A 21122-nucleotide genomic window follows, 5' to 3' on the forward strand; every position below is an offset into this window, starting at 1 on the left:
CAATTGCACTGATCAACAATACTAATCTATGGGCCTAATCAGAAGCGGACTCAGAAAACCCATCTCGGTGCTGGTGATAGTAGCCGGACTGATTTTCTTCGGAGTCAGCGCCGTGAAAAAGATCAAGGTAGACATCTTCCCTCAGATGAATCTTCCCGTGATCTATCTCTCGCACCCATACGGAGGATTCACTCCTTCGCAGATGGAAGCATATTTCGGAAAACAATATATCAATGTACTGTTGTATGTGAATGGTGTTAAAGCCATCGAGACCAAGAATATCTCCGGTCTCACATTGATGAAAATATCTTTTTATCCCGGTACCAATATGGCGCAGGCAGCAGCGGAGCTGAGTGCATTCAGCAATCGCGCGCAGGCCATCTTCCCTCCGGGGTCGCAACCTCCGTTCATCATCCGCTTCGATGCATCCACGCTTCCTGTTGGGCAGCTGGTACTGCGAAGCGATGTTCGGTCGAATAACGAACTGATGGATCTGGCGAACGTGTATGTGCGATCTGCCTTTACCTCCATTCCAGGTCTGGTTGGTTCTCCTCCTTTTGGCGGAAACCTCCGAACCATTGTGATAAAGGCCGATCCTGAACTGATGCGATCACATAACCTTACACCAGATCAGCTGGTGGAATCGCTGCGGCTGAACAACCAGGCAACTCCTTCGGGCAACGTGAGAATAGGAGACTACAACTATTTCACGCCCAGCAATACCACTGTTAAGAACATCAAAGATTTCGAGAACATTCCTTTGTTCAAAGGCAGTGCACATAACCTGTTTCTGCGCGATGTTGCTACTGTGGAAGATGGTGCTGATATCACCATGGGGTATGCACAGGTGAACGGCAAACGATCTGTGTACATCAGCATTGGAAAATCCGCCGATGCGAGCACATGGGAAGTGGTGCAGAAACTGAAAGCCAACCTCCCGAAATTTCAGGCACAGCTGCCGGAAGATGTGCACCTCAGTTATGAATTCGATCAGAGCGTATATGTGATCAATGCCGTGAAGAGCCTGATCAGCGAAGGCATCATCGGCGCCATTCTTACCGGCCTGATGGTGTTACTCTTCCTCGGAGACTCGCGCGGGGCGCTGATTGTAATTCTTACCATTCCTACATCGATCATATCTGGTGTGTTGTTTCTGCAACTGTTTGGACAAACCATCAATATCATGACGTTGAGTGGCCTTTCACTCGCCATCGGCATATTGGTGGATGAGAGTACGGTAACCATAGAAAATATTCACCAGCATCTAGATATGGGCAAGCCGAAATCGCTCGCCATCTGGGATGCGTGTAAGGAGATCGCCTTTCCCAAACTGCTGATCCTGCTCTGTATTCTCGCGGTGTTTGCACCGGCGCTGAGCATGGACGGCATTCCGGGTTCGCTCTTCCTGCCGCTCTCACTCGCGATCGGTTTCTCCATGATCACCAGCTATATTCTGAGCCAGACTTTCGTACCCGTGATGGCCAACTGGCTGATGAAGTCACACGCACACGGACCGAAGAAAAAGAAAAACAAAAAGGGAAAGCAAGCCATGACGGAAGATGAAGCCGCGTTTGCAGCAGCAGACCTCAGTGCAGCTTCGGAATCCGATACCTGGGATCAGAAAAAAGTATTGGTGGAACGTGAAGACAGCAACCGCGACGGAAAGATCAGTGTGTTCGAAAGATTCCGCGCACGCTTCCTTCGGTTTATCGACAGATTGCTGCCTGTGCGCAAACCCGTAGTGGGACTGTATCTGATACTGGTGCTTGGTGGCGCCTGGTTAATGCTGAACGGAATCGGAAGAGATGTATTGCCGAAAGTGAACGGAAGTCAGTTTCAGGTTCGCTTCCGTGCACCGGACGGAACAAGAATTGAACGCACAGAAGAGAAGGTGGTGAAGGCTCAGGCAATACTGGCCGAAATGGTAGGAAAAGAAAATATCGGCATCACTTCTGCATTCATCGGACAACACCCGGGCCTGTTTTCGATTGCGCCTATCTATCTGTTCATGGGTGGTCCGCATGAAGCGGTATTGCAGGTGAGTTTGCGCGAAGGTTATCATGTGAATATGGATCAGCTGAAAGAGCAACTGCGCGCCAGGATCGGAGAACAGATACCAGATCTGCGCATGAGCTTCGAGCCGATTGAACTTACAGACAAGATACTGAGTCAGGGTTCACCTACACCAGTGGAAGTTCGCCTCAGCGGAAGAAACAAAAAGCTGAACGAAGAGTATGCCAGTAAAGTGGTGGAGAAGCTGAAAGCCATTCCTTACCTGCGCGATGTGCAGATAGCACAGAGCATCAAGTATCCTTCGCTGAAGATCAATATCGACCGGGTGCGTGCAGCGCAGCTGGGAGTGGATCTGGCCGATGTAAGCCGGAGCCTCATCACCAGCACATCATCAAGCCGTTACACCGAAAAGAGTGTATGGCTCGATGAAAAGGCCGGTCTCAGCTACAGTGTTCAGGTACAGATTCCGGAACATAAAATGACGGATCTGAACAGTATTGGCGAGATACCTGTTCTAAAGAATATGCCGCGCCCCATTCTCAGCGATGTAGCCAGTATCGAACCCGATACCACTTACGGAGAGAATGATAACCTTGGCGCCATGCCCATCCTTTCTGTAACAGCCAATATCAATGGAAAGGATCTCGGTTCGGCAACAAAAGACGTGAAAGCGGCGCTGGCAACGATAGGAGAATTGCCCAGAGGATTAAACATCGAGCCGATTGGTATGAGCACTGTGCTGACAGAAACGCTGGATAACCTGCAGTCGGGCCTGATAGTTGCCATCATTGTGATATTCCTGATGCTGGCAGCCAACTACCAGAGTTTCAAAGTATCGTTCGTTGTGCTGAGTACAGTGCCGGCGGTATTGCTCGGTGCATTGGGACTGCTGATGCTCACAGGATCGACACTGAACCTGCAATCGTACATGGGCATCATTATGAGTGTAGGGGTGTCTATCGCCAATGCGGTACTGCTGATCACCAATGCGGAACATCTCCGCAAACACAGTGGCAATGCGCTTTCTGCGGCACGCGAAGCAGCAGCGCTGAGGCTTCGTCCGATTTTGATGACGAGTGTGGCCATGATCGCAGGCATGATTCCGATGGCAACCGGATTAGGTGAAGGAGGAGAACAAACCGCACCGCTCGCAAGAGCAGTAATTGGCGGACTCGCCGCTTCTACCATCGCAGCCCTCGTAATGTTGCCGCTGGTATTTGCCTGGGTGATGGGCAAAACATCTACAGCATCAGTATCACTCGACCCAACCGATAAAGAAAGTAAACATTTTATATCTACTTTGTATGAGAGCAATCAACCATAACCACCTGATCATAGCCTGCGGACTGCTGACCTTCGCTATCAGCAGCTGCAATTCCACTGAAGGAAAAACAACCGGAGAAAAACCGGCCGCAGCCGCTTCCGCGCCTGTACCTGCAGTGGAAGTAATTGCACTGGAGCGCGGACAATTATCAACTTCACTGCAACTCCCCGGAGAGCTCACTGCTTATCAGACAGTGGATCTCTATGCGAAAGAAAACAGCTACGTAAGAAAATTATACGCAGATATCGGAACCGAAGTGAAAGAAGGACAACTGCTGGTATCGCTCGATGCACCTGAGCTGAACTCCAGGCTGGCAGCCGCTTCCAGCAAACTGAAATCGCAGGAGGCATTGTACACCGCCAGCAATGCATTGTACAAACGCCTCTACGAAACCAGCAAAACACCCGGTACCATTTCGCCCAATGATCTCGAACAGGCGGAAGCCAGACGCGATGCAGACATGGCGCAACTCGAAGCAGCGAAAGCATCTTACAAAGAAGTGGCCATCATCCGCGACTACCTCGAAATACGCGCACCATTTTCCGGTATCGTAACTGCTCGTAACGTAAACACGGGCGCGTATGTGGGACCTGCAGGAAAAGGATCTGCCTTGCCGCTCTTCACAGTGCAAACGCAGCAGCATCTTCGTCTGGCAGTAGCCATCCCCGAAGCATGGACGAGTTTCATCGAGAAACAAAACGAAGTGAAGTTTCAGGTGAAAGCGCTTCCCGGCCGCATCTTCTCTGCAAAGATCATCAGACAGGCAGGTGCACTCGACGACAGGCTCCGCGCGGAAAGAGTAGAAATGGATGTGATCAATAACGATCGTAAATTATTACCTGGCATGATTGCTGAAGTGAAGATGCCGCTGCCCGGAAAAGACAGTACCTTCATAGTCCCCAAATCAGCCGTGGTAACATCTTCTGAACGCGTATTCGTAATCCGCATCGAAAACGGCAAATCCGTTTGGGTTGATGTGCAGAAGGGGCGTGAAGCCGATGGTAAAACGGAGATCTTCGGCGCACTGCAGCCCGGCGATCAGCTGGTGAAAACAGGCAGCGAAGAGATTCGCAACGGATCTGATGTAAAGAACACCAAACCGGCCAAACAATAACCTGATCTTATAAAACACAAATCAATATCATGAAGTATCGTACACTGGGAAAAACAGGCGAGAAATTATCCGCAATCGGATTGGGTTGTATGGGAATGAGTTTCGCATACGGACCCTCCGATGATGCTGAATCGATTGCTACATTAGAAAAGGCACTGGATCTCGGAATCAATTTCTGGGATACTGCAGACATGTACGCAAATGGAGTGAATGAAGAACTGATCTCCAATGTGCTTGTACCAAACAGACAAAAAGTATTCCTCGCAACCAAATTCGGATTCCGTACCAAAGAGGATGGAAGTTATTATATCGATGGATCACCCGCGCACATCAAAACTGCTGTGGAAGCCAGTTTACGCAGATTGAAAACAGATGTGATAGATCTTTACTATGCACACCGCATCGATCCTACTGTACCGGTTGAAGAAACGGTAGGAGCAATGGCTCAGCTGGTGAAAGAAGGGAAAGTTCGTTATCTCGGCCTGAGCGAATGTTCTGCGGAATCGCTGAGAAAAGCGAATGCTGTGCATCCGATTGCTGCTTTGCAGAGTGAGTTCAATCTGATAACACGTGATGTGCAGGAGAATGGAATTTTGGCTGCTGTGCGCGAACTGGGTGTAACCTTTGTTCCATACAGTCCGCTTGCGCGTGGCATGATCACTGCAACAGTTACCACAGATGATCTCGCTGCAGATGATTTCCGCAGAACCCTGCCACGTTTTGCAGAAGAGAATCTGGCTGCCAATAAGCTGATGGTAGAACGATTTGCAGCATTGGCAAAAACAAAGAATGCAACACCGGCACAGTTGTCTATTGCATGGGTACTGTCGCAGGGAGAGGATATCATTCCGATTCCCGGTACCAAGCAGAGAAAGTACCTGATAGAGAATGCAGGTGCAGTGGATATTGAGCTTACCAAAGAAGATCTCGCTGAGATCGATGCACTGGTGAGAGCCAATCCTATTTTGGGTGGAAGATATACCGAGGCTTCAATGAAGCTGGTGAATCATTAATCCCGCATCTATGTCGATAAAAAAGAAAGCCGCTCCGGTTTGGAGCGGCTTTTCTTTTTACAGCACCGGACGAACTGAATCAATGGACTTCAGCACTTCGATCTGAGGTGCTCCAATCAATCCGCTTGCATCGCGCTGCTGCTGAAATGCGAGGAATGATGGAACCGATAACACTGCTTTCTGAATATCTTCATTTGTATGATGCGAAATATGGGTGAAAGTATTTCCATCATTGGAAGTGTAAACTGCATATTGAAATCCTTCCATCTTTTTAAAATCCTCCATGAATTTCTGGATGTTCTGAAGATTCTGCTGAGCAAAAGATGCTTTAACTGTGTAAGTAACTTTAACTGTGATCATATGTGTTGTTTTTATTTTTTGAAACGATCGATGATGCTGAAATAAAAAGGAAGAATGAAATAATACACAACCGGAACTGCGATGAGTGTAAGTATCAGTGTTTTCACCGGTAAGGGAAAATTTTCTATCCACTCGCCCAGTAAGTAGAGCAATACGGTGATCAGCGGGTAGATCGCCAGCCAGATCAGTACCGGTGTAAGATGTTTGGATGGTTGTTTATTGTTTGCCATGTTGAGTGCTTTTATATTGTTGCTTTGATATAATAATGCGCGGGGGAATCCGGATTGGACAGTGGGCAGCAACTTTTTTTTCAGCAGCATGGCAATGCATAAAAAAAGGGGCCAGCTGGCCCCTTCGACTTTCTCATGTGCGCAAATTATGCGTTCTCGATCGCGCGTTTAACGCTGCCATTTTTCAGCAGCAGCGCTTTAGCTTTTTCATAATCAGTCCATTTCAGTTTATCCATGATCATTTTTGTTCCCCTGTCTACCAGCTTTTCGTTGGTGAGCTGCATGTTCACCATTTTATTGTCTTCCACTCTTCCCAGCTGAATCATTACGGTTGTAGAGATCATGTTGAGGATGAGCTTCTGGGAGGTACCGCTTTTCATGCGGGTGCTTCCGGTAACAAACTCCGGACCAACCACACATTCAACCGGATAGTCGGCAGCAGCGCTGAGCGGCGAGCCGGGGTTGTTGGTGATGGAACCGGTGGCGATGCCATGTTCGCGGCAGGCTTTCAGTGCTTCGATCACGTAAGGAGTAGTGCCGCTGGCAGCGATGCCAACCACTACATCGTTCGCGTTCACGTTGTGCGCCTGTAAGTCGAGCCAGCCCTGAGTTTTGCTGTCTTCCGCATTTTCAACGGCCTGCAGAATGGCTTTGGAACCACCGGCAATGATGGCTACCACCATTCCATGAGGAACGCCGAAAGTAGGAGGGCATTCGCTGGCGTCTACTACGGCGAGTCGGCCGCTGGTGCCGGCACCGATGTAGAACAGTCGTCCGCCTGCGAGCATTTTGTCTGCAATCACTTCAACCAGTTGCCGGATCTGCGGAATGGCTTTTTCCACAGCGTTGGGAACGGTCTTGTCTTCTTCATTGATATGCCCCAGGATCTCATTGATAGACATTTCCTCAAGGTGACGGTACTTGCTGGTTGACTCTGTGACTTTCAAAAACTCAGACATGGGTAAAACGGGATTTGAATAATTGGAATGGATGTTTGATTAATGATGTAAAAAATGCTGTAGTGTTTCATGAAAAGGCGCAAAACAACCAAAACCAATAACCAAAACAGATCGTTTGCGCCTTTTCATGATGAGTATGTTATTTCACCGGGTCTTTCGGTGTGTTAGGATTGTTGTCTCTCTCTCTGAACGGATATGGAACGTACATTCGGCCGGCCTGACCATCATCGATCATACCGAATCTGCGCATGTCGTTGAGTTTCATGCCCGTCATGTAAAGCTCGATGCAACGGTTGCGGTAGATCTCTTTCAGCAGTGCTGCCTCTGTGACAGAGCCTGCATATGGAGGCAGGTCAGCACCGATGCCATACACATCGCCAGCTGCTTTCTTGGTAAGCACCTTGTTCAGTTCTGTAATAGCTCCAGCAATGTCAGGCGTTGATTTTCTGATCATGGCTTCAGCCTTGATCAGCATTATTTCACCAGGTAGATAGTAGGGTACAGCTGTAGAAGAGGTTAAATAGAAACCATTGATTCTAAATCGTGGTGCTTTTTCTGTTTCAGTTTTGATTCTGATATGGAACAGTATTCTTTTATCAGTCTTATCTGGCTCAATGGCTTGTGGAAGAAGCCCTAATGTTGAATCTACCGGCTGGAACATATTGTTGGGGCCGGTTGCTGATTCAAATACAGGGTTGATGGCGGGGCTTACAAAGTTCATTACAGACTTTGCACCCAGATCAACTTTGTTGGCTGCTTCGAGGGCTGCATCATAATCACCGGCAAACAATGAGTACCTGGCTTTGAGTGCGTAAAGAGTGTTTGTAAGGGATATATCTGCCGGGAGCCTTGCCAGCACCTGCGTGCTGGGAGCGTTGGCGGTAACTGCAGCAATAGCGCTATTCAGCACATTTACAGCTTTTTTCCAGCCATCCACATTGGTAATGAAACCTGCATGACCATCGATTGCTGTGATAGTGTCCGGAACATGGTCCCAGAAGTTTGCCATATTGCCGAGTGCGAGGGCTTTGTAAATAGAAGCGAATGCAACCAGTCCTGAGCCATATGCTTTATCAGTGGTGGTATTGCCATAATTGATAACGTTGTTGGCGTCGAAAATGATCTTGTTGGAATTGTACCAGATATTGTTGAGTACATTATTGGTTCCATCCACATTGTTCTTTCCGAGGCTCAGCTGATATTCGCCGATATTACCCTGATTGAGCAGAAAGGTTTCTTTTGTAAGCAGACTGTTTGCATCAACAATCGCATACAGAGAGCTTGCCTGGCCGGAAGTATAAAGGCGCTGAAGGCCCACTGCTGCACCTGCTGCAGTGATGGGATTTTTGTAAACCACCTCTTGCGGCGTTTCGTTCGGATTGTCGAAATCCTTTTTGCATCCTGTAGCTGCAACTGCCAGCATGGACAGAACGTATATGGAGTTTTTGATTTGCATCTTTTTCATACAATGATTTTTGATGGTTGGATTAGAATTTAGCCTGGATACCAAAACTGAAAGTTCTTGGAATAGGCACAGCACCAAAATCTATTCCTCTGAGAATGGTACTTTGTCCACCTGCATTTACTTCAGGATCATATCCCTTGTAATTATCCCATGAGTACAGGTTGCGTCCGCTGAGACTGAGGGTAACATCTTTGATACCCTTAACAGTACCGAGGCGGTAGCTGATTGACACTTCACGGAGTTTAACAAAAGAGCCGTCATCCACTCTCCATTCTTCTACTGCATAAGATCCCTGTACGAATCCACGAGGCAGTTTGCCCATTTGTTCATCCTGTGCAACGAGACCGCTTCCTACGCCCTGACGTGTACGCCAGTCTGCATTCCATACATCCACTCCCTGTACGGCATCGAGCTGAACACGGAGGCCGAATTTCTTATAGTTTACTTCGTTTACGAGAGTTCCTGTCCAGTCTGGATTAGGATCACCCACTACTTTGCGAAGGGTAGTTCCTGTAGGCAGTCCGGTAACAGGATCGGCAGGTCCCTGCGTATAAGAAAGAACGCCGTTTTGTGTACCTCTTGCGAGACCATTCACTCCGTTTGGATTTTTTGTGAGGTTACCATTATTATCTCTTGCGAAGAAAGTCCCGTAGAATACTCCGATTGGCTGGCCTTCAATAATGGCTACAGGTGTGCCTGAGTTGGTAGAGTAGAGAATGAGCGACTGGCCAATGCTCAGCGCTTTGTTTCTGTTGCGGTTGAAGATGGCCGTTACATCCCAGTTGAAATCTTTTTGTTTCACCGGTGTTGCGTTCAACACTACTTCAATACCCTTGTTCTCAAGTCTGCCAAGGTTATGTTGGTATTCGTTGTATCCTGTGGTAGGAGCTACCAGCTGAGTGATCAGGAGGTCACTCACTTTTTTGCTGTAGTAGTTCACCTGTAATCCCAGTCTGTTTTTCAGGAAGGCGAGGTCCATACCAATCTCAAGCTCGTTTTGACGCTCAGGTTTGATATCTCCATCAACGAGAATGCCTTTGGAACTCAGGGCCAGCCTGTTGTTGTAACTGTTGGTAGTGTAATTGTTGAAGCGTGCAAATGCTCCGATACCAGTGAGGTTACCAGATTGACCATAGGCTACGCGGAATTTAAGAAGATCCCACCAGGTGCCTACATTCAGTTTGTTCCAGTAATCAGTTTCGGAGATCACGTAGCTACCGCTGGCTTTCAGGTAAACCTGATTGCGTTCGTCTTTACCGAAAACAGAAGATCCATCCATGCGTACTGCACCAGTAACAAACAATTGATTTTTGTAGCGGAAGTTCTGTTGGAGGTAAGCTCCGGAAACAGAGATCTCGCTTCTGTCGTCCGCAGATGGGAGAGGAGTGATCGCCGATCTTACAACAGAAGCAAAAGGAGAGAGACCTTTACCCTGCGCCAGCAAGTAGTTGTTCTTCTCGTATTGCTGTGAAAAACCTAACTGAGTGGTAGAACCGAGGTTGTCGGAAATGTTGGCTGTGTATGTTGCATTCAATTCATGATTGATCTGGAAGAAATTGTTGGTGGCAGCGCTGGCGTAACCGTTCTCAATATCAGTACCTCCAAAAAATGCAGTGTTAACATTGTAAGGATAAGGTGGAATGAAAGTAGTTCCATTCTGAGCATAGTTATCGATACCCATAGTGTAATCGATGGTCAGATTCTTAACCGGTTTCAGTTTCATTCCGAAGTTGGCCAGCACACGGCTGGTGGTCTGTTGCTGTTTAATGTCTTCAATAACGGTTACCGGGTTAACACGTCCGCGCTCACCTACTGCCAAGAGATTGCCTGATGCATCCCTTTTCCAAATATCATGGATATTGCCAATGATGGTGATTGAGTTGATAGGAGAGTAGAATACGTTCCCGTCGGGCTTCTCGTTCGATTTGCTGTTCACATAGTTCAGGCCCATGTTCACGCTGATCCACTTGTTAAGTGTCTGATCAACATTGGCTCTGAAGCTGAAGCGCTGGAAATCGGTGTTTTTGATAATTCCCTGATTGTAGAAGTAAGAACCGGAGAGGAAGTATTTTGTTTTATCGTTACCACCGCTCACGCTTACGTTATTATCGGTTCCGATACCGGTATGGAAAATATAATCCTGATAATCGTAACGGTTGGTCGGAAGAAGAATAGTAGAAAGAGTGTCAATGATTGTACCTCCGGGAAGGGTTTTTCTTCCTGTGTTGATCACGTCTTGCGTAACATCAGGAATACCAAATCTTGTAGGAGACTGGTTCACCGGAAGTTTTTTACGAACCTGGTTCATCATTACATTGGTAGAGAAGTTCACCTGAGGAGCCCCTGATTTACCACGTTTGGTGAAGATCTGAACCACACCTGCATTTGCACGTGAGCCATAGATGGCTGCTGCGGCAGCGCCGTTCAGTACTTCCACTCTTTCGATGTCGGCCGGGTTAATATCCACCATACGGCTCTGACCCAGAGATCCGGTGAAAGTACTTCCGTCGAAGTTGGCGGATGTGTTGGTTACGCGGTTGGTAGCGTTGTTTACAATTACGCCATCCACAATGTAAAGAGGATCAGAAGAAGATCCGATGGAGCTGATACCACGCAACCTCACAGATAATCCACCCGCAGGGTCACCCGAATTCTGACTGATCTGGGCGCCCGCAGTTTTTCCCTGCAATGCTGCCAGTACGTTACCGGTAGCACCTTTGTTGAGATCATCTGCCTTAACAGTACTGATATAGTTACCCAACTGCTTACGGGTAGTACCGGCACTGGTACCAGTTACAATCACCTCATCCATCCCCATCGCATCAGCGGAAAGGTCAACATCGAGTGTGTATTTGGTAGCTGATCCGATCTCGATAGTTTTTGTAGCGGCTTTGAAACCGATACCTGAAAATTCAACTGTGTAAGTGCCGGGTTTCACATTGGCGGTTAGGGAGTAGGAACCGCTGGCATCTGTGGAACCTCCGTAGGTGGTATTTCTGATCTGCACAGAAATACCTGGCAAAGCCTCTTTTTTTGCATCTGTTACTTTACCGCTGATAGTGACCTGTGCACTTGCGAAGTAACCTGCAAAAATCAGGCATAGCAGAAACAGCGTTCTTTTTAGTCTGGTTCCTGCCTGCATCGTTAGATTGTCCATAAAGCAGTTTTAAATTGTTGATGTTAAAGAATAGTACTGATCCAATAGGGGGTAAGGCAATAATTAATGGTAAGGGGTGAGGATTAAAATGAAAGGGTACGGATTAAAAACTTGCAATTTCACGAGGTAAATTTGGAGAAAATAATTGAAATCCTGCAAAAAAACGCAAGAAATTTGTTTGTTTTTGCGGGTTTGTGCGGGCGGTGGTCGGGTAATTGCAGAAATGGGAATGTGGAGCCGCTGAAGTACGCAGGCTGGAAAACGGAAAAATGAGTCAAAAGTATCAGAATTTTCGAACCGGGGAGGGGGCAGGACCACAGTCCCACCACGGACAGGCCTCGGAAGAGCCACGGCCGTACCACACACAGACCGCGGGTGAACCACGGATCAGCCATGGCCCCAACTCGGACAGACCGCGGAAAAACCACGGAGCAACCACGGCACCACCACGGACAGACCACGGGAAAACCACGGAACAACCACGGGTGGACCACGGAACAACCACGGGTGGACCACGGAATAACCACGGGTGGACCACGGAATAACCACGGAAAAACAGCAAAAAAATAGCGCTACCGAAAACGGCAGCGCCTTGTTTTATAACCATTGTATTTGCTACTCACATAGTTGGATCACATCCGTACCATAAGTACTGAACCTGATCCGGTTTACTTTATTACCGGCTCCATAATAAAGTATCAGACATCCGTAACTGGTTTGCCAGGCATCCCATTTGGTTTCCTTCAGTTTGGGATTGCCAAGCGTACGAAACAGGCTGCCTCTTTTGCTTCCCATTACCGGGATGCTCAGTTTCCCCTTGAATGCCGGGCCTATATCCACATAATTCCGGCCGGTATAGAAATAAATGTCTTTGTCTTTATACGCAATCACTCCGCCACATTTTGAACTGCTGTTATCTTCTTCCTTACTGGTAAAACAGGGTAGCTTGCCGGCAATCTCCGAGGGGGTGCGATCTGGTTTTAGACCATTCACCTTCCCGTCGAGAATATCCACTTCTACTGCGGGGCATTTGGCGGTTACTTTTAATTGGGCCTGAAGTTTAGGGGAAATGATAATGATACACAGCGTGATAATGCTGATCGATAAGGGTTTCATAGGTGAGCTTTGCTATTTCACAGCAAATTCAATGCTACATTTCATTCCAGCCAATAATTGATTTTATACGGGTATTCCTTCGACTCACGTAGTTTTTGACCGATGGTAAATGAAACTGTCTTGTTTCCTTTATCTTTAAACCTTTTCCTATCCAATAAAATCAAGGAGTTATGAATTTAGTGACCAGATTATTTGCAGGAGCCGGCATGAGTTTACTCACGCTCGCCGCTGCTGCACAACAAACCTCGGTCTATGACCAGCACGAAACCTTCGCCCCCTTATTCTATCCTGCATTTGGCGATGAAGTGCGCGCAGCCGACGGTACCCCCGGACCACGTTACTGGCAGAACAAAGCCGATTACAAAATCGAAGCCACGCTCGACGACGAAAAACACAACGTTGCCGGAAATGTGGTGATCACTTACACCAATAACAGTCCCCAGCAGCTCAGCTTCGTTTGGCTGCAACTGGATCAGAATATCTACAGCCTCAAATCGCGCGGCATCGCCGCCACCGCTACTTCCGGCGGTCGCTGGGCCAACAGGGGCGCATTCGATGGCGGTTATGCCATCCAATCTGTTACCCTCATTCAGGATGGTAAAGAAACACCTGCTTCTTATACCGTTACCGATACAAGAATGCAGATCCGCCTTCCCAAAGAACTGAAATCAAAAAGCAATGTTCAGTTCAAAATCAACTACGCTTTCCCTATTCCCGAATATGGTACCGACCGTATGGGAAGACTGGAAACCAAGAACGGATGGATATACGAAATTGCACAGTGGTTCCCCCGCATGTGTGTGTACGATAATGTGAACGGATGGAATACCCTGCCTTACCTCGGACAAGGCGAGTTCTATCTGGAGTACGGAGACATCACTTACAATATCACTGCACCCGCCGGACAAATTGTGGTAGGTTCAGGCGAACTGCTCAACCCTAAAGAAGTGCTCACTGCAGAACAGCAGAAACGCTGGAACGAAGCTTCCAATAGCGACAAAACTGTTATGCTCCGCACTGCATCTGAAGTAACGGACGCGTCCAGCCGTCCTGCTGCGAAAATGCTCACGTGGAAATTCAAATGCACCAATACACGCGACGTGGCATGGGCTGCATCCAAATCTTTCATCTGGGATGCTGCAAAAATCAACCTGCCTGGCGGAAAGAAATCGCTCGCTATGAGCGTGTACCCTGCAGAAAGCGATGGCAAAAATGCATGGGGCCGTTCAACTGAATATGTAAAAGGTGCAATCGAATTCTATTCTAACTATCTCTATCCATACACTTACCCGATGGCCGTGAATGTGGCCGGTATTGTAGGTGGAATGGAATATCCCGGTATCGTATTCTGTTCTTCACGCGCGCAGAAGAATGGTCTCTGGGGCGTTACAAGCCATGAGTTTGGCCATAACTGGTTCCCCATGATCGTGGGCAGCGACGAACGCCGCTTCCCATGGATGGACGAAGGTTTCAACACTTTCATCAACGGTCTTGCTGAAGCTTCTTTCAACAATGGCGAATACAATGGCAACCGCCCGATGAGCCCTGAAATGCTTGCCGGCGCTTTCTTTGGAGATAAACAAGATCCGATCCTTACTGTTCCTGATGTAACACAACAAGGCAACCTCGGCATCGTAGCTTACTACAAACCCGGCATGGGCCTGAAACTCCTGCGCGAAAACATTCTCGGACAAGAGCGTTTCGACTCTGCCTTCCGTTATTATGTTCATCAGTGGGCGTTCAAACATCCTACTCCATACGACTTCTTCCATTGCATCGAGAATGCAGCCGGCGAAAACCTCGAATGGTTCTGGCGCGGATGGTTCATGAACAAATGGAAGATCGATCTCGCTGTGCAGGATGTTGCATACATTCAGAACGATGCTGCCAAAGGAAGCACCATCACTATTGCCACACTCGAAAAACTGCCGATGCCGGTAACTATCGAGATCAAAGAAGCCAACGGAAAAGTAGGTCGTGTTAACCTGCCTGTTGAAGTTTGGCAGCACGGCGGTGTATGGAAATTCAACTATGCATCTACCGATAAGATCACTTCAGTGGTACTGGACCCTGATAAGACCCTGCCTGATGTGAATACAAAGAACAATACCTGGACTGCTCAATAACAGCAACCAGTTTTGATAAATCTCTGCCCGCACCAACTGGTGCGGGTTTTTTATTGCCGCAACAAAAAAGAAAAGAGTATCTCCGATGAAAGAGATACCCTTTTGGGAGATGCTATAGAGGAATATTCTGGCCTAGTTTGGAAGATGATACAGATTTGAAATCTCTCTGTACGATTTGTCCGGCAACCCTGCAATGGCTTTACCTCCGGGTACGATCACATACCTGAAAGAGTGAGCGTTGGCAATAGTTGTCCAGTAATTATGATCGTTGGTGAACCGGATACGGAGATTACCGGGTGATGCATAAGCCGACCATACATCTTCCTGCTGTCCTCCGGAAATATAATTGACAGAGATGGGAAGTTGGCTTACCTGATTATCCGGCCATATTGAAGGATTATATCCAGAGAGTCTTCCGAATGTAAGTACAACGCCACTATCAAGAATTCGTTGTGTAATTTCCGGAGCCGCTTTGTTGTATTTGAATCCCCAGACTCCAAATACAGTGTCTTTGATGTATTTGTCCGGAGTGAACCATGCAGAGTAAATAACGTTGGCTGTGCCGGGAGGTCCATCAGGGCCGGTATCGCCTTTTTTACAACTGAACACAGCGAGAGAAAGAATGATGCATAATAAAAGAGGAGTGGCACAAAATTTCATACAGTTTCATTTTGGTTCGGAGCTTTCCGAAACCAAATTTGCACCAATCGTACCGGCTGTTTTCATCCATTTATCAATTCACAGCAATGGATGAGCAGCTGGCGGATATATTACTTTTTTTCTTCCTGTGCAGGACGAAGGATCTTGCTGTCCACATAAAAAGTGCCGAAAGGGATGATGCTCGCCAGCAGCAATTTGCCGGTAGTGGCGAAACCCCATTTCTTTTCACTCGCAATGCTGATAGTGAGGTACACGAACATAACGAAGAGTACACCGTGAATTGGCCCAAGCACTTTGCTGATGATCGGCATGTCTGCCCAGTATTTCGCTGGTACTGCAATGAAGAGTAACAACAAATAAGAAATGCCTTCGAGTAAGCCGGTCAGTCTCAGCCTGCCGATGCCGGAATTCAGATTAGATGCCATATTCTACGGATTGATGTATGAACCAATAAGGATGCCGCATATGCTGCAAGCATCCCGAACTGCCGCGAAATTAGGCCAATTCACCTGTTTAAACCATTTACAGCAAAGCTTTCATGATTAACGGCGCACAATTATGGATGCCTTAACAAATCTTACCTGAACTAAACGATATTTCTGCGATCCGGCAGCCGATGCTACTGTTCCGGCATAATGTTGCTGCAACTGAACCGTATTCACTGTTTCGCTCTGCCACGACAGTCTACATTTGATGGTCATAGCGCAAACCATACAAGCATAGACATGAAGCAGTTACTTATCCCCGTTAGTTTATTCGGATTGCTCTGTTGCAGCAAGCCAGGCGGCAGCGATCCCGCACAAAATCCCGGCCCCAATCCGAACCCCGATCCCGGTACTCCGACAGCAGAAATTTTCATCACCGGCATTAGTCCTAACAGTGCAGAGTTTGTGCCGGTCACTATCGAAGGAACCGGCTTCAGTACCACCGCTGCCAGCAATGTTGTTCGGATAGGAGGCATACCGGCTACTGTAACCAAAGCCACTGATAAGCAATTGGAAATTACATTGCCCGCGAATCTCAATGCAGGTGATCATGATGTGAGTGTAACGGTGAATGCAAAAACTGTTACCAGAACAAAAGGCTTTCACCTCATCGGGTGGATCGTAAGCAATTTTGCAGGTACCGGTGATTTCGGAAGTGCCAATGGCCCCGGTAATCTGGCATCATTCAGAATACCTTCGGGCATTGCCATCGATAATGCCGGTAACTTCATTGTGCCCGACAGAAATATGATCCGAAAGATCACACCACTCGGAGAAGTGAGTACCATCGCAGGCGCCGATGCATCAGGACATAATGATGCGAATGGAACCAATGCCAGATTCGCAGTGGTTACAAGCGCTGTACTCGATGCGAACAACAATATCTATGTAGCCGATCAGCTCAATCACTGCATCAGAAAAATAACTCCTGCAGGCGATGTAACAACTGTGGCCGGTGATCATAACAAAATGGGCAATGATGATGGCTTTGGAGAAAAAGCCACTTTTAGTCTGCCCTATGGCGTTACCATCAATGCGGCAGGCACGCATTTGTTTGTAGGCGATCAGTCGAATCATATCATCAGAAAGATAGATCTCGCTACGCGCGAAGTAACTACTGTTGCAGGCAATGGAACTTCGACCAGAAAAGATGGTGTTGGCCTTGCTGCCGGCATTCCTTCACCCGGCAATCTTGTATTCGACCGGCATGGCAATCTTTTCATCACCGAAAAAGGCGGAGGAAAAGTGAGGAAGATGGATGTTGCCGGAAACGTTACAACCGTTGGCGGACCAAGTGCACAGCAGGATGTAGTGATTGCACCTACTCATATCGCCATCGACAAAGACGATAATCTGTTTGTTACATTCAGCGGAATGGCGCTGGTAAAAAAATATTCCCCTGCAGGAGCTGAATCAACTTTTGCAGGCGCTTTCACGGGGCCTGATCTCGACGATGGACCGGTTAACGTTGTACAATTCAGACGCCCCGAAGGCATTGCCATCAAATACGATGCACAGGGCAACACCATTTATTATGTGGTAGACTCACAGAGAAAAAAGATAAAGATGATCAAAAAGCAATAGGGTAGCGAATTGCAGCCCTCATTGGTAATAATGATGCAACAGCCCGGCCTGGTTTCTTCGGAAATGGCCGGGCTGTTCAGTGATGTTTTTCTGCATCCCGATGCGCTCTTCAATTGCTCCGGATCGACTATTCAGCAGTTGGTTCACGGTTTCCGTTTTTTGCCGCCACAAACTATGTTGTTTAATTGTCTTTGTGCATATAACCTTTCGTATGAAAAAGATACTTGTGGCCGTAAGTTTTTTCGGCCTGCTGTGTTGCAGCAAACCCGATGTAACCCCATTACCCAATCCCGAACCGGCATCAGGTGCCAATGGCAATGAAATGGTGATTACTTCCATTAGTCCCGCGAGTGCAGAATCGGGCAATATCACTATCACCGGAACAGGCTTTAGTACCGCTATCAATAAGAACTTTGTCGAAATAGGAGGCGTAACAGCTGTAATTACCAAAGCGAGCGCTACGCAACTGGAAGTTGAAATACCCGAAGCCCTTGCGGCAGGTGATCATGATATCAGAATTACCAGAGATCAGATTCACGCAACCAGAACCAATGCATTTCATCGTATCGGATGGGTGGTGCAGGCATTTGCAGGAAGCGGAAAAGATGCACAAACCGATGGACCGGCTGTTGCTGCTGCATTCAAACAGCCCAGGGGTATGGTGGCCGATAATGCAGGGAATATTTATGTGGCTGATTTGAACATGATCAGAAAAATCAGTACCGATGGTATCGTCAGCACATTGGCTGGGCGCAGCGGAGCAGGTTATGCAGATGGAAAAGGCGCCAATGCAATTTTCAACGACATCACCAGTCTCGCCATCGATTCCCGCAATAATCTGTACTCAGTTGAAAAGCATAACAACGTGGTAAGAAAGATTACTCCAGATGGAGAAGTAACTACCATCGCAGGTAAACCACAATTGGGAAATGCAGATGGAGTGGGGAGTGAGGCAAGATTTTATAATCCTTATGGAATTGCCATCAATGCTGCCAATACGCATTTGTATATCGGTGATCAGGGCAATTTCACCATCAGAAAAATTGATCTCGCCGATAATATGGTCACTACCGTTGCAGGCAATGGAGAATTTACCCGCAAAGATGGAGTGGGATTGAATGCCAGCTTTGCATCGCCGGGTGGGTTGACGTTTGATAAAGATGGTAATCTGCTGATCGCTGAGCAGGTGCCGGGGCAGATAAGAAAAATGGATGCATCATTGCGTGTAACAACGCTCGGCGATCCTGCTGCGAATCATCCCTCCGAATCTCATATGCAGCTGGCTTTCGACAACAACAATCAATTGTATGTGTCGATGGGCTTTTATTCGCAGATAAAGAAATTCGCTCCGGATGGAACCTCCTCCATTTTTGCCGGTGTGTTAACCGGATCGGGTCTCGAACATGGAGCCGCAAATCAGGTAAAGTTAAATAGCCCCGAAGGGATCGTAATTAAATACGATGCGCAAGGCAAAATGTTTTTATACGTAGCAGATTCATTCGCGCGAAAAATAAAAGTGATATCGAAGCAATAACTGCCACCACCATCAACAGGTAATAATTCCGTAATCTTGGTAGAATAGCATATTCTATACTTTTGCGGGTAGCTGCAAAACCGTAAGGAGCGCCAGTACCCCGAATGCAAAAGGCAAACTATCATATCTCATCTGATGAAGACCTGCTGTTACTCTGGCGCAGCGGCAATGTCGCAGCATTCGACCTGCTCTTCAAAAGATACTACCAGCCTTTGTTTCAGTATGCCGTTAATAATCTGAAGCAGCCTATGCTTGCAGAAGAAATTGTAATGGATGTGATGCTTCGCATCTGGAAAACAAACGGCAAAATCGACTGCCCGGCCGGTTTTAAGCCTTACATTCTTCGTGCACTCAAGAACGCTATCCTCAATCATTTTCGCTCTTCCATGCCCGCAGTGGTAAGTTGGGATGATATGCCTTCCGGCGAAGAAATTGCTGCAACACATTCTTCCGACTTCAAAATAATACACGACGAAACCCGCGACCGATACCTTGCCGCACTCTCCTCTCTCTCCGAAAAAAAACGCGAAGTATTTGTGCTGAGCCGCGAAGAAAGGCTTACCTACAAAGAGATTGCGCGTCAGCTCAACATCTCCGTAAACACGGTTGAGAACTATATGTCGGCCTCTCTTTCGCAGCTGAAAGAGCAGATGAAATAAATGTTTCCCCTCTCCAATATTACCAAAATGTGAACTCCGGAATTTATCAGGTGGTAGCGCTTTCAATTGGTGTTTATTGATATGAGCGCAGTAATTAGTATGATGAACAACCGGCAAAAAGAAACAGAACTGATCAAAAAAATGTTGTCAGGGATCCTGACTGCATCCGAACAGCAGCAGGTGAATAATCTGATGTCTAATCCCTCATTTCAGCAACTTTTTCATGAAGTGCTCGATGAACAGGCCGGTGATGTGAACTGGGAGTACGATGCAGCCAATGATGCAGTGAACGATCAGAAGCTGGCGCAGTTCCATGAAAAACTTTCACAGGAAGAAGAAAGCAATTCTGATGATACACCGGTAGTGACCATGCGTCCTCCACTCTGGAAGCGTGTGCTGCCATATGCTGCAGCGGTGATCATCGCAGTAGGTACCTATATCTTCTGGTCTGCACAGCCTGAAAGCAAGTTGCCTCCGGTGGTTGCACAGGAAGTAAAACAAACACCTTCAGTCTCCATACAAAAAGAGAAACCTGTTCAATATGCGGAGCAGTACAATCCTAAGAAGCGTCGCATGAAACTGACGCTGTCCGACGGATCGGTAGTTACACTCGGCGGAAAGAGCCGCATAAAATATGCCACCGGTTTTGCCGGCAGCCACCGCGATCTCTATCTCGAAGGCGAAGCCTTCTTCGAAGTTGCTAAAGATGCCGGTAAGCCATTCATTGTACACACTGGTAATGTGCATACGCAGGTGCTGGGCACGTCGTTCAAAGTATCTGCCATGCCTAAGTCGGCTGTTGAAGTAGCGGTAGTTACCGGTAAAGTGCGTGTGAGTTACAGTAACGGGGCGGAACAGAATACACTGGCCACCATGATTCCCGGAGATATGATCTCCTGGACTAACAGCCATCTCACAAAAATGAAGATCGATACACGCGATATCCTCGCCTGGAAAAATGAAATGATGATCTTCAAAAAACAAACACTCGAAAATATTCTGAACGTTTTTGAAAAACACTATGGTGTTGCAATAACAGTTATCAATAAAGGTTTCTTAACGGAAAAAATATCGCTTGCGCTGGATGAAAAAATGCCTCTTGAAAAAGCAATGAATGTACTGGCTGTTACAGCAGGGTTCGAGCATTCATTCGATTCCTTATCCAGGACTGTTATCATAAAATAGCGAGATGAAATAATTAGTCACAAGTTGGAGTATCGGTTCTGTCTGCATGCGCAGCAGGGCAATCTATGCACATTCAGCAATGCCGCCGGAATTATCAAACGGCGCATGAGTTGAAACAGGATATCTATTGCATCAAAA

General features: G+C 47.4%; 16 protein-coding genes. 8 read left to right on the forward strand and 8 right to left on the reverse strand.

The window, feature by feature from the left end; genetic code table 11:
- Window positions 1-28: 28 nt before the first annotated feature.
- Genes HHL16_RS08540 through HHL16_RS08550 form a run of 3 tightly spaced genes read left to right on the forward strand, consistent with a single transcriptional unit; the run spans window position 29 to window position 5464 of the window.
- Window positions 29-3337: an efflux RND transporter permease subunit gene (locus tag HHL16_RS08540; RefSeq protein ID WP_169424705.1), complete on the forward strand. Its 3309-nt coding sequence runs from the start codon at window positions 29-31 to the stop codon at window positions 3335-3337.
- Window positions 3318-4451, forward strand: coding sequence for an efflux RND transporter periplasmic adaptor subunit (locus HHL16_RS08545; RefSeq protein ID WP_169424706.1), 1134 nt, complete (start codon window positions 3318-3320; stop codon window positions 4449-4451). The genes HHL16_RS08540 and HHL16_RS08545 overlap by 20 nt, the downstream gene beginning before the upstream one ends.
- Before the next feature lie 29 nt (window positions 4452-4480).
- On the forward strand, window positions 4481-5464 hold the full coding sequence (locus HHL16_RS08550; protein WP_169424707.1) for an aldo/keto reductase: 984 nt from the start codon (window positions 4481-4483) through the stop codon (window positions 5462-5464).
- Between the two features lie 57 nt (window positions 5465-5521).
- Here the strand turns inward: HHL16_RS08550 and HHL16_RS08555 are convergent, their stop codons facing one another.
- From HHL16_RS08555 to HHL16_RS08580, 6 genes are all read right to left on the reverse strand, one after another.
- Window positions 5522-5824 (reverse strand): antibiotic biosynthesis monooxygenase, encoded by a 303-nt coding sequence (locus HHL16_RS08555; RefSeq protein WP_169424708.1) that lies wholly within the window; start codon window positions 5822-5824, stop codon window positions 5522-5524.
- Window positions 5825-5835: 11 nt separating this feature from the next.
- The gene (locus tag HHL16_RS08560) at window positions 5836-6054 is read right to left on the reverse strand and encodes a hypothetical protein (RefSeq protein ID WP_169424709.1); all 219 of its coding nucleotides are present in this window, start codon (window positions 6052-6054) and stop codon (window positions 5836-5838) included.
- A 146-nt stretch (window positions 6055-6200) separates the two neighbouring features.
- Window positions 6201-7013: an N-acetylmuramic acid 6-phosphate etherase gene (gene murQ / locus HHL16_RS08565; RefSeq protein ID WP_169424710.1), complete on the reverse strand. Its 813-nt coding sequence runs from the start codon at window positions 7011-7013 to the stop codon at window positions 6201-6203.
- Window positions 7014-7152: 139 nt separating this feature from the next.
- The gene (locus tag HHL16_RS08570; RefSeq protein ID WP_169424711.1) at window positions 7153-8478 is read right to left on the reverse strand and encodes a RagB/SusD family nutrient uptake outer membrane protein; all 1326 of its coding nucleotides are present in this window, start codon (window positions 8476-8478) and stop codon (window positions 7153-7155) included.
- A 22-nt stretch (window positions 8479-8500) separates the two neighbouring features.
- The gene (locus HHL16_RS08575) at window positions 8501-11635 is read right to left on the reverse strand and encodes a SusC/RagA family TonB-linked outer membrane protein (protein ID WP_206022299.1); all 3135 of its coding nucleotides are present in this window, start codon (window positions 11633-11635) and stop codon (window positions 8501-8503) included.
- A gap of 615 nt (window positions 11636-12250) precedes the next feature.
- Entirely contained in the window at window positions 12251-12751 is a 501-nt protein-coding gene (locus tag HHL16_RS08580) for a hypothetical protein (RefSeq protein WP_169424712.1), read from the reverse strand.
- A 170-nt stretch (window positions 12752-12921) separates the two neighbouring features.
- Here HHL16_RS08580 and HHL16_RS08585 point away from each other — a divergent pair, with 170 nt between their 5' ends.
- Window positions 12922-14877, forward strand: coding sequence for a M1 family metallopeptidase (locus tag HHL16_RS08585; RefSeq protein WP_169424713.1), 1956 nt, complete (start codon window positions 12922-12924; stop codon window positions 14875-14877).
- Window positions 14878-15009: 132 nt separating this feature from the next.
- On the opposite strand, the gene HHL16_RS08590 is transcribed toward HHL16_RS08585, so the two are convergent.
- A complete protein-coding gene (locus tag HHL16_RS08590) occupies window positions 15010-15537 on the reverse strand; it encodes a hypothetical protein (RefSeq protein ID WP_169424714.1) in 528 nt (175 codons plus the stop codon).
- 110 nt (window positions 15538-15647) lie between these two features.
- The gene (locus HHL16_RS08595) at window positions 15648-15962 is read right to left on the reverse strand and encodes a DUF3817 domain-containing protein (protein ID WP_169424715.1); all 315 of its coding nucleotides are present in this window, start codon (window positions 15960-15962) and stop codon (window positions 15648-15650) included.
- A gap of 300 nt (window positions 15963-16262) precedes the next feature.
- On the opposite strand from HHL16_RS08595, the gene HHL16_RS08600 reads away from it, so the two are divergent.
- The 4 genes from HHL16_RS08600 (at window position 16263) to HHL16_RS08615 (ending at window position 20984) form a co-directional block, all read left to right on the forward strand.
- The gene (locus HHL16_RS08600; protein WP_169424716.1) at window positions 16263-17606 is read left to right on the forward strand and encodes an IPT/TIG domain-containing protein; all 1344 of its coding nucleotides are present in this window, start codon (window positions 16263-16265) and stop codon (window positions 17604-17606) included.
- Window positions 17607-17817: 211 nt separating this feature from the next.
- Window positions 17818-19140, forward strand: a complete 1323-nt coding sequence (locus HHL16_RS08605; RefSeq protein WP_169424717.1) for an IPT/TIG domain-containing protein — start codon at window positions 17818-17820, stop codon at window positions 19138-19140.
- A gap of 104 nt (window positions 19141-19244) precedes the next feature.
- The gene (locus HHL16_RS08610) at window positions 19245-19799 is read left to right on the forward strand and encodes an RNA polymerase sigma-70 factor (protein ID WP_169424718.1); all 555 of its coding nucleotides are present in this window, start codon (window positions 19245-19247) and stop codon (window positions 19797-19799) included.
- Between the two features lie 81 nt (window positions 19800-19880).
- Window positions 19881-20984 (forward strand): FecR family protein, encoded by a 1104-nt coding sequence (locus HHL16_RS08615; RefSeq protein ID WP_169424719.1) that lies wholly within the window; start codon window positions 19881-19883, stop codon window positions 20982-20984.
- The last annotated feature ends 138 nt before the right edge of the window (window positions 20985-21122 follow it).

Source organism: Pseudoflavitalea sp. G-6-1-2 (assembly GCF_012927185.1).
Lineage (GTDB): Bacteria > Bacteroidota > Bacteroidia > Chitinophagales > Chitinophagaceae > Pseudobacter.

Coding starts and splice junctions, on each gene's coding strand:
- murQ (WP_169424710.1), bottom strand. CDS start 7,013: ATGTCTGAGTTTTTGAAAGTCACAGAGTCAACCAGCAAGTACCGTCAC.
- HHL16_RS08545 (WP_169424706.1), top strand. CDS start 3,318: ATGAGAGCAATCAACCATAACCACCTGATCATAGCCTGCGGACTGCTG.
- HHL16_RS08585 (WP_169424713.1), top strand. CDS start 12,922: ATGAATTTAGTGACCAGATTATTTGCAGGAGCCGGCATGAGTTTACTC.
- HHL16_RS08615 (WP_169424719.1), top strand. CDS start 19,881: ATGAGCGCAGTAATTAGTATGATGAACAACCGGCAAAAAGAAACAGAA.
- HHL16_RS08580 (WP_169424712.1), bottom strand. CDS start 12,751: ATGAAACCCTTATCGATCAGCATTATCACGCTGTGTATCATTATCATT.
- HHL16_RS08560 (WP_169424709.1), bottom strand. CDS start 6,054: ATGGCAAACAATAAACAACCATCCAAACATCTTACACCGGTACTGATC.
- HHL16_RS08555 (WP_169424708.1), bottom strand. CDS start 5,824: ATGATCACAGTTAAAGTTACTTACACAGTTAAAGCATCTTTTGCTCAG.
- HHL16_RS08590 (WP_169424714.1), bottom strand. CDS start 15,537: ATGAAATTTTGTGCCACTCCTCTTTTATTATGCATCATTCTTTCTCTC.
- HHL16_RS08600 (WP_169424716.1), top strand. CDS start 16,263: ATGAAGCAGTTACTTATCCCCGTTAGTTTATTCGGATTGCTCTGTTGC.
- HHL16_RS08605 (WP_169424717.1), top strand. CDS start 17,818: ATGAAAAAGATACTTGTGGCCGTAAGTTTTTTCGGCCTGCTGTGTTGC.
- HHL16_RS08610 (WP_169424718.1), top strand. CDS start 19,245: ATGCAAAAGGCAAACTATCATATCTCATCTGATGAAGACCTGCTGTTA.
- HHL16_RS08575 (WP_206022299.1), bottom strand. CDS start 11,635: ATGGACAATCTAACGATGCAGGCAGGAACCAGACTAAAAAGAACGCTG.
- HHL16_RS08550 (WP_169424707.1), top strand. CDS start 4,481: ATGAAGTATCGTACACTGGGAAAAACAGGCGAGAAATTATCCGCAATC.
- HHL16_RS08570 (WP_169424711.1), bottom strand. CDS start 8,478: ATGAAAAAGATGCAAATCAAAAACTCCATATACGTTCTGTCCATGCTG.
- HHL16_RS08595 (WP_169424715.1), bottom strand. CDS start 15,962: ATGGCATCTAATCTGAATTCCGGCATCGGCAGGCTGAGACTGACCGGC.
- HHL16_RS08540 (WP_169424705.1), top strand. CDS start 29: ATGGGCCTAATCAGAAGCGGACTCAGAAAACCCATCTCGGTGCTGGTG.